The sequence below is a fragment of the Streptomyces sp. NPDC007901 genome (assembly GCF_042959465.1).
GTDB lineage: Bacteria > Actinomycetota > Actinomycetes > Streptomycetales > Streptomycetaceae > Streptomyces.
Genome location: NZ_JBIBKW010000013.1, coordinates 230,588 through 244,317 on the forward strand (window position 1 = coordinate 230,588; position 13,730 = coordinate 244,317).

Consider the following 13,730-nt stretch of genomic DNA (forward strand, 5'->3'; position numbering starts at 1 on the left):
CGGCACCGCGGCCCCCGGCTGCGTATGCCCATCAGGACACGGAGCCCGGGACTCTCCTGCGCCGCAGCGCGTAGGCGCCGGTGGCCGCTACGCCGAGGACGGCCAGCCCGCCGGCCGTGACCCCGGGCGTGGCGAGGCCGCCGCCTCCGGTGTGCATGCCGCCGTGCGGCTTGCCGCTCTCCTCGTCGTCACCCCACGAGCTGCCCTCGTCGTCCCCCTTGTCCCCCTTACCGCTCTGCTCTCCCTTGCCGCTCTGGTCTCCCTTACCTCCTTGGTCTCCCTTACCTCCTTGGTCCTCCTTGCCTCCTTGGTCCTCCTTGCCTCCCTGGTTTCCCTTGCCTCCCTGGCCCTCGTCGTCCTGATCCTTGTAGGTGTCGGGGTCGAACTTGCTGTCGCTGCTGCTGTAGGAAGAGCCGTCATCCCAGTCCCCCGCGACCGCGGCCTGGGCCGCGGGTGCGGCGAACGCGAGGGCGGCGGTGGCGGCCGTCGTCGCGAGGATCATGCGGGCAGAACGCATCTCGATGTCCTTCCGCCGTGGCCGGGCGCCGATACTCCATCAGCTGTAACGACCCGGCTCCGACATGAACCACCGTCAGCCAGGCCTCCGCCCCGCACCATCCCGGCCGCCCATCCGTGGTGGCGACACACCCAACACCGCCCGGCTGGGTCAATCCTCCGGGCGGGGACACCGCCATTCGGGCACGACCGGGCCCGCCGTCGGCGTGTCTGCGCACGACGGGCCCGCCGCCGCGTCAGTAGCCGACGTAGAAGGTGGCGTCGGCCTGTTCCGTGCTCGTGGAGATGGGGTCGATCCGCAGCACGTAGTTGGAGTGGCGGATGTAGCGGGTCGGGTAGTTGTACGACCGGAACGACGACCACGAGGAGTCGGCGAGGCCGGCCGTCCTGTAGAACGTGGCGTCCTGCGCGAAGGACGTGGTGCTGTCGTTGACGTCGAGCTGCAGCTGGTAGTTGTAGTGGCGCAGATAGCGGGTCGGGTAGTTGACCGACTGGAAGGACACGCCGCTGCTGTCGGCGAGGCCCGGGACCAGCTTCCACAGGCCGTCGGTGTACGGGTCGAAGGCGTACTCGTCGATCCGGCCGACGAAGTTGCTGTGCCGGACGTACCGGGCCGGGTAGTTGTACGACTTCAGCCGGTTCCAGGTGGGGGTGCCCCACTGGGCGACGAGGTTGGTGTACTCGGTCGAGGTGATCGGCTGGATGCCGCAGTGCTTGGAGTTGAGCGGCTGGGTGTAGGTCTTCTGGTCGAGGGCCGTCCAGGTGCCGGCCGACAGCGCCGAGGTCTGCCAGGCGTAGAAGACGCCGTTGGGGTCCCAGGTGTCGCCCCACAGGTACCAGGTGGAGCTGGACGTGAGGGACTTGACCAGCGTCGGGGCCTCGGTGCCGTTGTGCGAGACGGCCGTGCTGAACTCGGTGAAGCTGCCCGGGTCCAGTGAGGTGGAGCGGGCGCCGACGAGCGTGGAGTTCTTCTTGAAGTACAGGTAGTTGACACCGTTGACGCCGACCGCCAGGTCGCCGTCGATGACGTCGTAGCCGGGGTCGAAGAAGACCTGGGGATCGCCGGCGGTGACGAAGTCACTGGTGTAGTTGATCATGATGACGTTGTGGCCGCTGCTGTTGACCGCGGAGTAGATGACGCCGTACTGACCGCGGCCCGCGTCCCAGAACGCCTCCGGCGCCCAGCTGTGGGTGTCCATGTCGTGCAGCTTCATCCGCCGGTAGCCGGTGAAGCTGCGCAGGTCGGTGGAGTCCCAGACGTGGATGTACTGGCTGACGTAGGTCCAGTCGGTGCCGTTCAGGTCGGTGGCGAGGACCACGAAGGTGCCGTCCTGCTTGCGCAGGATGAACGGGTCGCGCAGGCCGAGGGAGCCGGCCGTGGGGGTGGCGACGGGCTTGTTCTGGTTGAGCGGGGTCCACTGAAGGCCGTCGGTGCTGACGGCCAGGTGCAGGCCGTAGTTGGCGGCCAGCATGTCCGGGGACTCGGTGAAGTAGCACATCACGTAGGCCGAGTTGGTGGCGGCCTGTGCGCTTCCGGCGCCGAGGGCCAGGGCACCGGTGGCGGCGAGGGGGACGGTCGCGGTCATGCCGAGGAAGTGACGGCGCGACAGGGGGGTGCCGTTCATGTGCGCTCCAGACAGGGGGGATTGTCCGAGATATCGGACGTGGTTCGGAAAACCGATCAGAAACTAGAGGGACGCGTGGGGCGCGTCAATCCTTGCGTAACAAGGGAGTTACTCGGATTTCCCACTCTCCACCGCGAGCGTCAGGGTCGCCGGACACAGTCCGGGGGCCGTCGCTGTGAGCCTCATGTGACCTGGCTGTTTGCCGGGGCGCGCCGGTGAACTGGCCGGGGTCGCCAACGGCAACCCGCACCACGTGGACAGCGTCCGGCGGGCCCCCGACCTCGAACCCGGCCTGGACCGTCGCGTCGGGGACGAGCCGGCCGTGCGCGTCGACGACCTCGACGAGGACGTGGGCCAGGTCGTCGCGCCTCGTGGTCAGCGACCATGCGTCGGGGACCAGACGCAGGGCCGCCGGGGCACCGACCGTGCGCAGGGCCGTACGGGCGTTCTCCCTGCCGTCGCGGAACACCACGGCCGTCAACTCGCCCGGCCGGTAGGGCACGGTGAGGGTGGCCATGGCGCGCTCGGGAGCCGGCCGGCCGATCTCCTCGCCGTCGAGCAGGAGCCGGACGCCGTCACCGGGCGTGTAGACGCGCACGGTCATCGGGTGGCCGGGGTCCACGTCCCAGGTCCAGCTGGTGAGACAAGCTGGCGGGGTCCTTACCGTCGCCTCATGACGCGGAGTCCCGCCATGCCCCGACTCATGCCGGTCACCGGCCCGCAGCGCGTCCTCGCCCTCTCCAACCTCGTCTTCACGGTCGGCAGCGGCCGGTATCTGACGGCGGGGGTGCTGTACTTCACCGAGGCCGTGGGGCTGCCCGCCGGACAGCTGGGGCTCGGGCTCGCGGTCGCGGGGCTGGTCTCGCTGGCGCTGGCCGTCGCCGTCGGGCATCTGGCGGCCCGGCGCGGGGCGCGCGGGGTGTACGCGGCCACACTCGTGGCGCAGTCGCCGGCGACGGCCGCGTTCCTGTGGACGGCCGACTTCTGGCCGTTCGTCCTCTTGGTGTCCGTGGCGAGCGCGGCGAAGGCGGACGGGGCGGCGGCCGGCTGGGCGGTCCAGGTCGGCACGGTCACCTCGTACCGGCTCCTGGTCGTCGGACTGTCGGTGTCCTGCGCCGCCGCCCCGCTGGTCCTTCTCGCCCTGCCGCCGGTCGCACCCGCCGCCGTCGCCGACGGCCCCCGCCGGGCAGCGCTGCGGGACCGGCCGTATCTCCTGCTGACCGCTCTGGACGGGGTCATGGCGGTGCGGTTCAAGGTGCTGACCGTGGCCGTGCCGCTGTGGCTGATCGGCGCGACGGCCGCGCGCGCTGGCTCGTCTCGGGCACCATGCTCACCTGCACGGTGATCGTCGTCGCCTTCCAGGTGCGGGCGAGCAGGGGCGTCGACTCGCCGACGGCCGGCGGGCGCGCCTACCGCCGCGCCGGGCTGGCGTTCCCCCTCTCCTGCTCGCTGATCCCGCCGGCCGCCGGGGTGCCCGGCCGGGTGGCGGCGGGTGTGCTGCTGGGAGCGGTGGTCGTGCACACGGTCGGTGAGCTGTGGCATGCGGCGGCGGGTTTCGAGGTGTCCTTCGGGCTCGCCCCGGAGCAGGCGACCGGGCGGTACCCCGGCGTCTTCGGGTGGGCGCCGGGCTGGCCGAGGCCCTCGGACCGGGTCTGCTGATCTGGCTCCGCGTCGACTGGGGCCGGCCCGGCTGGTACGTCATGGGCGCGCTGTTCGCCGTCACGGGGCCAGCGGCACCGCCCGCCGTGCGCTGGGCGGGGCGCCACCGGACCGGAGCGGATACCGGTGACGGCCGGGTCCTGAACCCGTCACGCCCCGGCCGGGGTGGGGCAGGCTCGTCCACCGAGGATGAGGGGCACGGGTCCTCCGCATGTCGAGGGCGTGGGGCGAGGGAGTCCCGTCCCCCCGCCCCACGGGCTGTCGTTCGATAGGTCGAAAGCGGTGCGACATGCTGTGCCGAGTTCCACGGCAGGGGACGGACCGGTGATGTCAATGACACCTCCCGGGCCCCGCCACCCCCTCCCGGAACGGCATCGCCTCCCCCGTCCGGACGGCCCGGGTCGTACGGCCGCGCCACCGCACCTAGCCTCGATCTGACACCCCGTCCGAGACCCGACCTCACGCTCCGTCCGGGACTCGACCTGACACCGCGTCCGAGAAGGGCCCCACATGCCCGGCCGCCTCCCCCGCCGTCTGCTCGCTCTCCTCCTCGGCGCCCTCACCGGCGCGTCCGCCGTCGCGGCCCCCGCCCGGGCCGACGCCAGGGATGTGACGGAGTATCCGATCACCACCACCGCCGACAGCCTCCCCGCCGGAATCGCCACCGGGCCGGACGGCGCGCTGTGGTTCGCCCAGTCCGCGGCGGGCCGGATCGGGCGCATCGCGACGGACGGCACGGTCGCCGACTACCGCACCCCGACCCGGGACAGCGGGCCCTTCGGCATCACCGCGGGACCGGGCCGTGCCCTCTGGTTCACCGAGCAGTCGGCCGGACGGATCGGACGGATCACCACCTCCGGCACCGTCACCGAGTTCGCCCTGCCCAAGGCCGCGAGTGCCCCGGCCGGCATCGCGCAGGGCCGTGACGGCGCACTGTGGTTCACCGAGCTGGGCACCAACCGGATCGGCCGGATCACGGCCGGGGGCAGGGTCACCGAGTACCGGGTACCCACACCGAACAGCCTCCCGTACGGCATCGCGGCCGGCGCCGACGGGGCCCTCTGGTTCACCGAGCTGGCCGGCGGCAGGATCGGGCGGATCCAACCCGGCGGCCGGATCACCGAGTTCCCGTTGCCGAGCCGCGTGGACTTCCCCGAGGACATCGTCGCCGGGCCGGGCGGGATGTGGTTCACCGCGTCCGGGTCGAACTCCGTCGACCGGATCGACCGCACCGGCCACGTCACCCGGTACCGGCTGCCCGATGCGGACGGCGACCCCGGCGGGATCGCCGCGGGGCCCGACGGCCGGGTGTGGTTCACCGACGAGTCCGGCCGCGTCGGGCGGGTGACGTCGGCCGGCAGGATCACCGTCGTACGGGTGCCGCACGGTCCCGACAAGGCACCCTTCCGGCTCACCACCGGCCCGGACCGCACGGTGTGGTTCACCGAACTGCTGGGCAACGCGATCGGACGGATCCGGTCCCTTTGACGAACGCCGCCGGGTCGGTGACCGCGCGCCCGCCGCACGCGGCGCGGAGGTCACCTCCTCGTGACGCCTGACGGCATACCGACGAGGGAGAGGAAAACCCGATTGCGGCCGGCCGGCCCCCTCCCGGACGCTGCCCCCATGTCCTCTTTCGTGCGCCCCGCCACCCTCGCCGACGCACCGGCCGTCACCGATCTCCTCAACGAGATCGACCGCATCGAGATCGGGCGGCCGGAGACCGATCTGCACACGGTGGAGGCCGACCTCAAACACCCCGACATCGACCTGGCACGCGACTCCTGGCTGGCCTTCCACGGCGAACGGCTGGTGGCGTACGCGCTGGTGTGGGACGAGTCGCACGGCGAGCGGATCGACGCCGACCACTACGTGCTCCCCGACCACCAGGACGCGGGGCAACTGCTCCTGGCGGCCCTGGAGGCCAGGGCCCTGGAGATGGCCCGGGCCAACGGCGCCGAACGGGCCGTGCTGCATCTGCACCTCAACGTGGCGCCCACCGTCGACCAGGCGCTCGTCCGCGCACGGGGCTGGACCGTCGTACGCCGGTACCACGTACTGGAGAAGGCGCTGCGGCCCGCCGACGGCCCGCTGCCCGAGCCACCTTCCGGCGTCCGGGTGCGGTCATGCGCCGATGGGGCGGACCGGGAGGCCGTGCACGCGCTGTACCAGGCAGCCTTCGCCGAGCACTTCGACTTCCAGCCGCGGACCTACCGGCAGTGGCTGAACGACATCGACGCCGACGGGCTCGACTGGTCGCTGGTGTGGATCGCCGCCACGGACGAACGGGGAGACGCGGGTTTCCTGATCGCTCGGGACGACCGGGAGGCCATGGGGTGGATCCGCAGCATCGGCGTCCTGCGCGAGGCCCGCGGGCGGGGCCTCGGCGGACTGCTGCTCCGGCACGCGTTCGTGGCCTTCGCCGCGCGGGGACGGGAGAGCGTGGGGCTCGGCGTGGACACCGCGAACGAGACCGGGGCGCCCGAGCTGTACGCCCGCCACGGCATGAGCGTCCACTTCGCCGTGGACACCTGGGAGATGGTCGCGAGCTGAGGGATGAAGGGCGGGCCGGTGAACGCACAGGTGGCGGCCGGGTCCGCGCGGTCTCACGGCGGTCTCACATCCGGGATCTCAGCACGTCGACCTCGCAGCCCGGCGCGAAGGGGTCGAAGCCGTGCTCGGTCAGCCAGCGAATGATCAGCAGGCTCCGCAACGACCACCATGCGTGGATCACGTCGAGATCGATGTCGGTGCCGTAGCCGGCGAGGACGTCGTCGAGGCGCTCCTCGTGTCCGAGTGTGAACGTGGCGAGGTCGTGCAGGGCATCGCCCTGGCCCGCCTCGGACCAGTCGATGATGCCGGTGACCTCGTCGCCGTCGACGAAGACGTGCGCGATCTGCAGGTCGCCGTGGGTGAACGCAGGAGTCCACGGCCGCAGTGCGGCCTCGGCGACCTGGCGGTTGCGGGTGACCAGATCGGCGGGCAGGACGCCGTTCGTCACGAGCGACGCGCACTCGGTGTCGAGTTCCGCCGTCAACGCGTCGATGCTGCGGCCGGCCTGTCCCTGCCGGGCCGGCAGGGGCGCGTCGTGCAGCTTCCGGATGGCGGCGCCCGCCGCGGCCCACGCCGCCGGTGACCCGGTCGACGACCCGCCGAGGCGCCCGAGCGTCGTCCCAGGGAGTGCGGCGAGCGCGAGCACGGGCGGCCTGTGCCACAGGACCTCCGGGGTCGGGACCGGCGCCAGGGCCATCGCCTCGACCTCGACGTCGATGCGCGCCTGGTCGGCGTCCACCTTCAGGAACACGTCGCCGACGCGCAGAGTCGCACGCTCGGAATGGGCGACGACGACTTCGACCTCATCCATGGGCGACCAGTATCCCGGGGATGATCGCCGACGTCGCCGGGTTTGTCATGTGCGACGACACGGCCGGCCTCGACCAGTTTCGTGGCCGCTTCGGGCTGTCGGGCGTGGCCGCCCTCCACTTGGCCTGGCTCGGACTGGGGTTCGACAGGGCCCACTATGGAAGTCCTGTGGAAAATCAGCTGCTTTCGGGTGGGCGAGATGGGAATCTTCTTCAGAGTCCGATGAGTACCGCAGGGGGAGGTATCACCACAGTGAACCGTATGCACACGTCTTTCGGGGTGCTGGTCGCCACCGGCATCGTCACCGCCGCCCAGCTCGGCCTGGCCACCGGGGCGTCCGCGCGGGCCGAGGTGCCGCAGAGCACGGGCTGCCCGGTCGACATCGTCTATCCGAGCCGTTTCTATGTGAACTCGAGCGGCTGGGTGACCAACGGCGGCCTGTACTTCGCGGTCAAGAACAAGAGCGCGAGCACCAGCTTCAAGAAGGTCACGTTCACCGTCACGGACGTCAAGAACATCCGCTTCGGCAGCGCCACCGCCAAGGGCGGCAAGGTCACCCACAAGACGTCGAAGACGGTGTCGGTGTACACGACGACGCTGAAGAAGAAGACCAGCCTCGGGGTGAAGGTGCAGACGCACCTGTTGAACACCAGCACCTACAAGGTGAAGTTCGCGCTGCACGGCACGGGGTGGAACTGCGCCGTGGACCAGGGCACCTGGGGCTCCTGATCCCTGCCTGACCGTACTCTGGGAGCCGTGGTCGACTGCGGCGAGGGTGCGGGCGCGGCGGCCGCCCGGCTCACCGGGCGGCCGGTCTCTGCTGAGCGGACCCGGTCGGGCGGCCCGGCGGAGGTGCTGCTCGCGGACGGGCGCGCCGTCATGGTCAAGCGCGGCGACGGCCCCGGCGCGGCACGGGCGGAGGCGGCCGGGCTGCGCTGGCTGGCCGCCGCCGGGGCGGTCCCGGTCCCGGAGGTCCTGGGGCACGACGAGCGGTGGCTGGTGACCGAGCTGGTCCCCACCGGACAGCCGAGCACGGAGGCCGCGACCCGCTTCGGCGCACAGCTGGCCGCCCTGCATGCCTCAGGCGCCCCGACCTTCGGGGCAGCCCCGCCGGACGGCCCGCGCGACGCCTGGATCGGCCGCGCCCCGATGCGCAACGAGCCGGGCACCGACTGGCCGCACTGGTACGCGGAGCATCGCGTGCTGCCGTATCTGCGCGCGGCGGTGGACCAGGGGACCCTGCGGCCCGGCGAGGCCGTGGTGGTCGAGCGGGTCTGCGAGCGACTGCCGGAGCTGGCGGGGCCCGCCGAGCCGCCGGCACGGCTGCACGGCGACCTGTGGAGCGGCAATGTCCTGTGGGGCGCCGACGGCAGGGTCCGGCTGATCGACCCGGCCGCGCACGGCGGGCACCGCGAGACCGACCTCGCGATGCTCCGCCTCTTCGGCTGCCCGTTCCTGGACCGGATCCTGACGGGTTACCAGGAGGCGGCTCCCCTCGCCGACGGCTGGTCGGAGCGCGTCGGCATGCACCAGCTGTTCCCGCTTCTGGTGCATGCGGCGCTCTTCGGACGGAGCTACGCCCAACAGGCCTTGGCGACATCCAGGACCATCTCTGACATGTGACACCGTCATGTGCCGGACGGGCATGTGAAATCGGCCACTTGCGGTGACGATTCGCCGCTGGTTCCCCGCTGGTTCCTTAACAAGCTCTTAATTAGGACTGAGATTACGCAGAGTAAGGAAACCAACCACGCGTTCGAATCGTATAAGTGCATGGAAGAACGAAACAGGGAGAGACCATGCAACCGTTCGCGCTCAACTACGCACGCGCCGCAGTGCAGTTGGACGTCACCACTCCGTACGCGTATGACTCCGGACTGCAGTTGAACGTTCTCCGTGATGGCCGAATCGCAGCAACCGATCACGCAACGCTCAGAGCCCTGGGGACCACGACCTCCACCGCGGGCTCCAAGACGCACTTCGACGACTGAGCGCGGACCCCGACGATGACCGTGCTCATCCTGACCAGTGACGAGGACGTGACGGCGGACATGGTGGTCCTCCGGCTGCACGAGGCCGGAGTGCCCGTCGTCCGCCTCGATCCTGCCGATCTGACCAGCGGTGTGGCCCTGTCGGGCGAGTATGTGCAGGGCGCCAGTCGCGGACACCTGTCCGTGAACGGGCGGCTGGTGAGCATGAACGGCCTGCGCTCCATCTGGGTACGCAGGCCGGGAGCGGCGGCCTCCCGGGCCGCCCAGCCGTCCCCGTGGCTGACGGAGGAGTCCGCGCAGGCGCTGTACGGCATGCTGCGCGGCACCGACGCGCGCTGGATGAACCATCCGGACGCGTCTCTGCGGGCCCGCCACAAGCCGTGGCAGCTGCGGCTGGCGCAGCGCAGCGGGCTCGCCGTACCCGCGACGCTGATCACCACGTTCCCGCAGGCGGCCCGGGAGTTCGCGGAGCGGTTCCCGGACCTGGTCGTCAAGCCGGTGTCGGGGGCGCATCCGCAGGAGCCCCCGCGGGCGGTGCCCACCAGCCGGGTGGCACCGGACACCGACTTCGCGGCGGTGGCGTTCGGGCCGACGCTGCTCCAGCGGCGGGTCGCCAAGCGGGCCGACATCCGGCTGACGGTGGTCGGCGAGCAGCTGCTGGCCGCCCGTAAGCCGGTGCACCCGGACGCCCATCCCGACGACGTGGACGTCCGGTTCGCCCCGTCCGTCTCGCCCTGGGTGGCGGCGGAGGTGCCGCCCCGGGTCGCCGAGGCCGTCCACACGTACATGAAGGACGCCGAGCTGGCCTTCGGCGCCTTCGACTTCGCGGAGGACGCCGACGGCATCTGGTGGTTCCTGGAGTGCAACCAGTCGGGCCAGTTCGGGTTCGTCGAGATGGACACCGGTCAGCCGATCGCCGGGACCATCGCCGGGTGGCTGGCGCACGGCACGCAAGAATGCGGGTCGTACGCCGGCGGCGGGCGGAGCACGATGCCTTGACCGCCCGGTCGACGGTGTGGAACCGGGTACGGAGAGAGGAACGGGAGATGCGCATCGGACTGCTGGGGACCGGGCCCTGGGCGCGGGCGGCCTACGCCCCCGCGCTGGCGGGACACGGTTCGCTGGACTTCGTCGGGGTGTGGGGCCGCCGCCCGGAGGCCGCGGCGGAGCTGGCCGAGGAGTACGGCGTCCGGGCGTTCGACTCGGCGGACGCCCTGTTCGCCGAGGTCGACGCGGTGGCGGTGGCACTGCCGCCGGCCGTCCAGGCGGAGCTGGCCGTGCGGGCCGCGCGGGCGGGCCGGCATCTGCTGCTGGACAAGCCCCTGGCGATCGGCGTCGCCGAGGGACGGGCGGTGGTGGAGGCGGCCGAGCGGGCCCAGGTCGCCTCGGTGGTGTTCTTCACCACCCGGTTCCAGAAGGAGCCGGAGGCGTGGATCGGCGAACAGGCCGCCGCGGCGGGCTGGTTCACGGCGCGGGCGCAGTGGCTGGGCTCGGTGTTCACCGGCGACAGTCCGTTCGCCGACTCGCCGTGGCGCCGGGAGAAGGGGGCGCTGTGGGACGTGGGTCCGCACGCCCTGTCCGTGCTGCTGCCGGTGCTGGGCGACGTACGGCGGGTGGCGGCCGCCGTGCACGGGCCCGCGGACACCGTCCATCTCGTGCTCGACCACACCGGCGGGGCGTCGAGCACGGTGACGCTGAGCCTCACCGCGCCCGAGGCGGCGGCCGGGGCCGACGTGGAGCTGCGGGGCGAGGCGGGGGTGACGCTCCTTCCGAGGAGTGCGGAAGGAGCGGTCCCCGCGCTGACCCGGGCCGCCGACGCCCTGCTCACGGCCGTACGCACGGGCCGGGCGCATCCCTGTGACGCCGCGTTCGGCCTGCGGGTCACCCAGATCCTCACGGAGGCGGAGTCCGTCCTGGGCAAGGACGTCGGCGAGCCGCCCGCTACGCCTCGTCGGGCGGCTGGTCGAACGGCTCGTCGCTCCATCTGAACCAGGCCCGGTCCCCCTCGATGTGCAGCAGGCACTCGGGGACCGGGCCGTCGGGCGAGATCAGCGACAGCTGCCGGCGGATCTCGGCGTGGACCTCCTCCCAGGCCGTCCATTCCTCGGCCTCGGCCAGCACCAGCTCCCGGGCGAACAGGTCCCGGACCGCGGCGAAGCCGGGCCCGGGCGTGAAGCCGCCGGACAGCCAGGGGAAGTCGGCCTCGTCGATGACGATCTCGCCGACCGGCTCCCGCCCGCGGCGCACCTGCCAGACACCGCCTTCGAACCCCATGCCGACTCCCCCCCTGAGCTGTCGATCAACGCCCTCTCAGCATGTCACCCGGCACTGACAGCGGCCGTCGCCCAGAAGTTCACCCGTTCCCGGGTGACGGGGTAGCCCGCCCTGGCGAAGTGCGCGGCCATCGGGAAGTTGTCCTGGTCGGTGGCGGCGCCGATGGCCTCGGCGCCGTGTTCGACGAGGAAGTGGGTGCACTCCACGAGCAGGTCGTAGGCGTAGCCGTGGCCGCGCTGCCCGGGCAGGACGCCGATGAACCCGATGCACGGGCCCGACGGGTTGCGTACGGGGATGTGGATGCCGACCGGCTCCCCGTCGGGGGTGCGGGCGACCTGCCACCACTCGCGGGGCGAGGGGAACCAGTGGAAGATCTCCAGGTCCTCCTGGGCCGCCAGCTCCACTCCGCCCTTCTCGATGGCCCGGCGGGCATGGGCGTCCAGGGTGGCGGAGTTGATGGCGCGCAGGACGTCCAGGAAGACCCCGTCGTCGGGTTCGGCGGTGAAGACGAGGCGGCCGGGTCGCCCGGGCAGACCGCACTCGGGTGTCCAGCGGTAGTTGTAGCGCTCCACGAGCAGTTCGAAGCCCGCCTTGCGGGCGGCGCCGAAGCGGGTCTCGGCGGCCGTGCGCAGTGCGGGGTCGTCGCGCCAGCCGGCGGGCAGGTCGAGTTCCAGTTCGTCGACCTGCCAGGGAGCGGTGCGCAGCAGCTCGGCGCCGGCCTCCTCCTCGCCTTCGGCGACGTCGAACCAGTTGACCAGGAGCGGTGCGGTGTCCTCGGGCCTCGCCCACCAGGCGGCCCGGGCCACGACCCGGCCGTCGCGCAGGGCCACCCGCTTCCAGTCGGAGCGGTACAGCGTGTTCTGGTGCTTCTCGCGCAGGCGCAGCGGGTCGGGCAGGTCGTCGAAGAGGTGGGCGGTGCTGTCGTCGAGCGTACGGATGACCGGATCGGTCACGGATTCCTCCGGGATGCGTGCAGCGGGACGCGCTCCCGGGTCAGCTCTGACCAGTCACGCCCGGGGAAACGGGGAGGGAGCGCGGGATGGGTGTGATGTACATCGCACTCGCCTCCTTCCGTGTGGTCTCGGGCGTGCGCTCATACGTTAGGGGCCGGACCCGGGCGCGTCCACGGGTTTTCCCACTCCCGCATTTCAAGATCGGGACGAGTCGGGTGTCCGGGCACGGGCGTAGCTTAGGGATGTGACTTCGGTGCGCGGCTGGTCGTCGCGTGGCTACCGGGACGGTCGTGGCTGGTTGCAGGGTGCGCCGCCGCCACGCTGGGTCCGGGTGCTGCCCGTCGTGCTGCTCGGGGTGGTGACCGCGGCGACGCTGCTCAGCCCCAACGGCCACGACTTCGGCTTCCTCCTCGGGGCCATCCCGCCGCTCGCCGTCCTGTCGTACGGCCCGCTGGCGACGGCCGTGCTCAGCTGCCTGGTCGTGCTCCTGCTGAACGTGCCCGCGACCCATCTGAACCACCCCGGCGACACCGACCTGCTCACGGTCACCTTCGTCGCGGTACTGAGCGTGTTCGTGTCCTATGTGCGCAGTCACCGGGACGCGCAGCTGCTCACCGAGCGGGCGGTGGGCGAGGCGGTGCAGCGGGCCGTGCTGCCGCCGCTGCCGGAGCGGGTCGGGGCGGTGGGGTGCGTGGGGCTGTACCGGGCCGCGCAGCACGGGACGCTGGTCGGCGGGGACTTCTTCGACGTGCGGGACGGGCCGTACGGGGTGCGGGCGGTGATGGGGGACGTACGGGGGCACGGGCTGGCCGCCGTCTCCACGGTGGTGTCGCTGCTCGGGGCCTTCCGGGAGGCGGTCCTCGACGAGCAGGACCTGGAGTCGGTGGCGGCGCGGATGGACCGCAGGGTGACGGTGGACTCGGCCGACGTACCGCACGCGGAGCTGTTCGCCACCGTGCTGCTGCTGGAGTTCTCCGCCGATCTGCGGTCGGTGCGGGTCGTGGTCTGCGGTCATCCCGCGCCCGTGCTGCTGCGGGACGGCCGGACCCAGGAGCTGGCCGTCCCGCCGGGCGCACCGCTGGGAATCGGGCTGGTGGGGGTGGAGCCGGCCAAGGAGGTCACGGTCGAGCTGGACCGGGGCGACCGGCTGTTCCTCGCCTCGGACGGCGTCTGGGAGGCACGCGACAAGGCAGGGAGCTTCTACCCGCTCTCGGAGCGGCTCGCCGGGTTCGCCGGAGCGGAGGCGGCCGTGCTCACCGAACTGGTGTGGGCCGACCTGGCCGGGAACTTCGAGGTGCTGGACGACGCGACCATGCTCGTCCTGACGCCCGTCATCGCCTGAGGCCGAG

The 13,730-nt window shown here is 71.9% G+C and carries 16 protein-coding genes; 10 read left to right on the forward strand and 6 right to left on the reverse strand.

Annotation, left to right across the window (positions count from 1 at the left end):
• Positions 1-31: 31 nt before the first annotated feature.
• The 3 genes from ACFZDK_RS35855 to ACFZDK_RS35865 form a co-directional block, all read right to left on the reverse strand.
• Positions 32-517, reverse strand: a complete 486-nt coding sequence (locus tag ACFZDK_RS35855; RefSeq protein WP_390978513.1) for a hypothetical protein — start codon at positions 515-517, stop codon at positions 32-34.
• A gap of 235 nt (positions 518-752) precedes the next feature.
• Entirely contained in the window at positions 753-2,141 is a 1,389-nt protein-coding gene (locus ACFZDK_RS35860) for an AbfB domain-containing protein (RefSeq protein ID WP_390978515.1), read from the reverse strand.
• An 85-nt stretch (positions 2,142-2,226) separates the two neighbouring features.
• Positions 2,227-2,763: a DUF4982 domain-containing protein gene (locus ACFZDK_RS35865; RefSeq protein ID WP_390978517.1), complete on the reverse strand. Its 537-nt coding sequence runs from the start codon at positions 2,761-2,763 to the stop codon at positions 2,227-2,229.
• Positions 2,764-2,814: 51 nt separating this feature from the next.
• Here ACFZDK_RS35865 and ACFZDK_RS35870 point away from each other — a divergent pair, with 51 nt between their 5' ends.
• The 4 genes from ACFZDK_RS35870 (at position 2,815) to ACFZDK_RS35885 (ending at position 6,353) form a co-directional block, all read left to right on the forward strand.
• Complete coding sequence (locus ACFZDK_RS35870) at positions 2,815-3,486, forward strand: hypothetical protein (RefSeq protein ID WP_390978519.1); 672 nt, start codon at positions 2,815-2,817, stop codon at positions 3,484-3,486.
• A complete protein-coding gene (locus tag ACFZDK_RS35875; protein ID WP_390978521.1) occupies positions 3,468-3,800 on the forward strand; it encodes a hypothetical protein in 333 nt (110 codons plus the stop codon). The genes ACFZDK_RS35870 and ACFZDK_RS35875 overlap by 19 nt, the downstream gene beginning before the upstream one ends.
• A gap of 510 nt (positions 3,801-4,310) precedes the next feature.
• A complete protein-coding gene (locus ACFZDK_RS35880; protein WP_390978523.1) occupies positions 4,311-5,288 on the forward strand; it encodes a hypothetical protein in 978 nt (325 codons plus the stop codon).
• Positions 5,289-5,426: 138 nt separating this feature from the next.
• Positions 5,427-6,353 (forward strand): GNAT family N-acetyltransferase, encoded by a 927-nt coding sequence (locus tag ACFZDK_RS35885; protein ID WP_390978525.1) that lies wholly within the window; start codon positions 5,427-5,429, stop codon positions 6,351-6,353.
• Between the two features lie 64 nt (positions 6,354-6,417).
• On the opposite strand, the gene ACFZDK_RS35890 is transcribed toward ACFZDK_RS35885, so the two are convergent.
• Positions 6,418-7,164: a phosphotransferase gene (locus ACFZDK_RS35890; RefSeq protein WP_390978527.1), complete on the reverse strand. Its 747-nt coding sequence runs from the start codon at positions 7,162-7,164 to the stop codon at positions 6,418-6,420.
• A 260-nt stretch (positions 7,165-7,424) separates the two neighbouring features.
• Between ACFZDK_RS35890 and ACFZDK_RS35895 the strand changes: the two genes are divergently transcribed.
• The 5 genes from ACFZDK_RS35895 (at position 7,425) to ACFZDK_RS35915 (ending at position 11,142) form a co-directional block, all read left to right on the forward strand.
• Entirely contained in the window at positions 7,425-7,892 is a 468-nt protein-coding gene (locus ACFZDK_RS35895) for a hypothetical protein (RefSeq protein ID WP_390978529.1), read from the forward strand.
• A gap of 27 nt (positions 7,893-7,919) precedes the next feature.
• Entirely contained in the window at positions 7,920-8,786 is an 867-nt protein-coding gene (locus ACFZDK_RS35900) for a fructosamine kinase family protein (protein WP_390978531.1), read from the forward strand.
• Between the two features lie 176 nt (positions 8,787-8,962).
• Positions 8,963-9,154 (forward strand): putative ATP-grasp-modified RiPP, encoded by a 192-nt coding sequence (gene tgmA / locus ACFZDK_RS35905; RefSeq protein WP_390978533.1) that lies wholly within the window; start codon positions 8,963-8,965, stop codon positions 9,152-9,154.
• 15 nt (positions 9,155-9,169) lie between these two features.
• Complete coding sequence (tgmB, locus tag ACFZDK_RS35910) at positions 9,170-10,153, forward strand: ATP-grasp ribosomal peptide maturase (protein WP_390978535.1); 984 nt, start codon at positions 9,170-9,172, stop codon at positions 10,151-10,153.
• Positions 10,154-10,200: 47 nt separating this feature from the next.
• Positions 10,201-11,142, forward strand: coding sequence for a Gfo/Idh/MocA family oxidoreductase (locus ACFZDK_RS35915; protein ID WP_390978537.1), 942 nt, complete (start codon positions 10,201-10,203; stop codon positions 11,140-11,142).
• Here ACFZDK_RS35915 and ACFZDK_RS35920 read toward each other — a convergent pair.
• Both ACFZDK_RS35920 and ACFZDK_RS35925 read right to left on the reverse strand, forming a co-directional pair.
• Complete coding sequence (locus ACFZDK_RS35920) at positions 11,096-11,428, reverse strand: hypothetical protein (RefSeq protein ID WP_390978539.1); 333 nt, start codon at positions 11,426-11,428, stop codon at positions 11,096-11,098. The genes ACFZDK_RS35915 and ACFZDK_RS35920 overlap by 47 nt on opposite strands.
• Before the next feature lie 44 nt (positions 11,429-11,472).
• The gene (locus ACFZDK_RS35925) at positions 11,473-12,381 is read right to left on the reverse strand and encodes a GNAT family N-acetyltransferase (RefSeq protein ID WP_390978541.1); all 909 of its coding nucleotides are present in this window, start codon (positions 12,379-12,381) and stop codon (positions 11,473-11,475) included.
• 244 nt (positions 12,382-12,625) lie between these two features.
• Between ACFZDK_RS35925 and ACFZDK_RS35930 the strand changes: the two genes are divergently transcribed.
• Positions 12,626-13,723 carry a SpoIIE family protein phosphatase gene (locus ACFZDK_RS35930; RefSeq protein WP_390978543.1) on the forward strand — a complete coding sequence of 366 codons (1,098 nt, stop codon included), beginning with the start codon at positions 12,626-12,628 and terminating at the stop codon, positions 13,721-13,723.
• Positions 13,724-13,730: the final 7 nt, after the last annotated feature.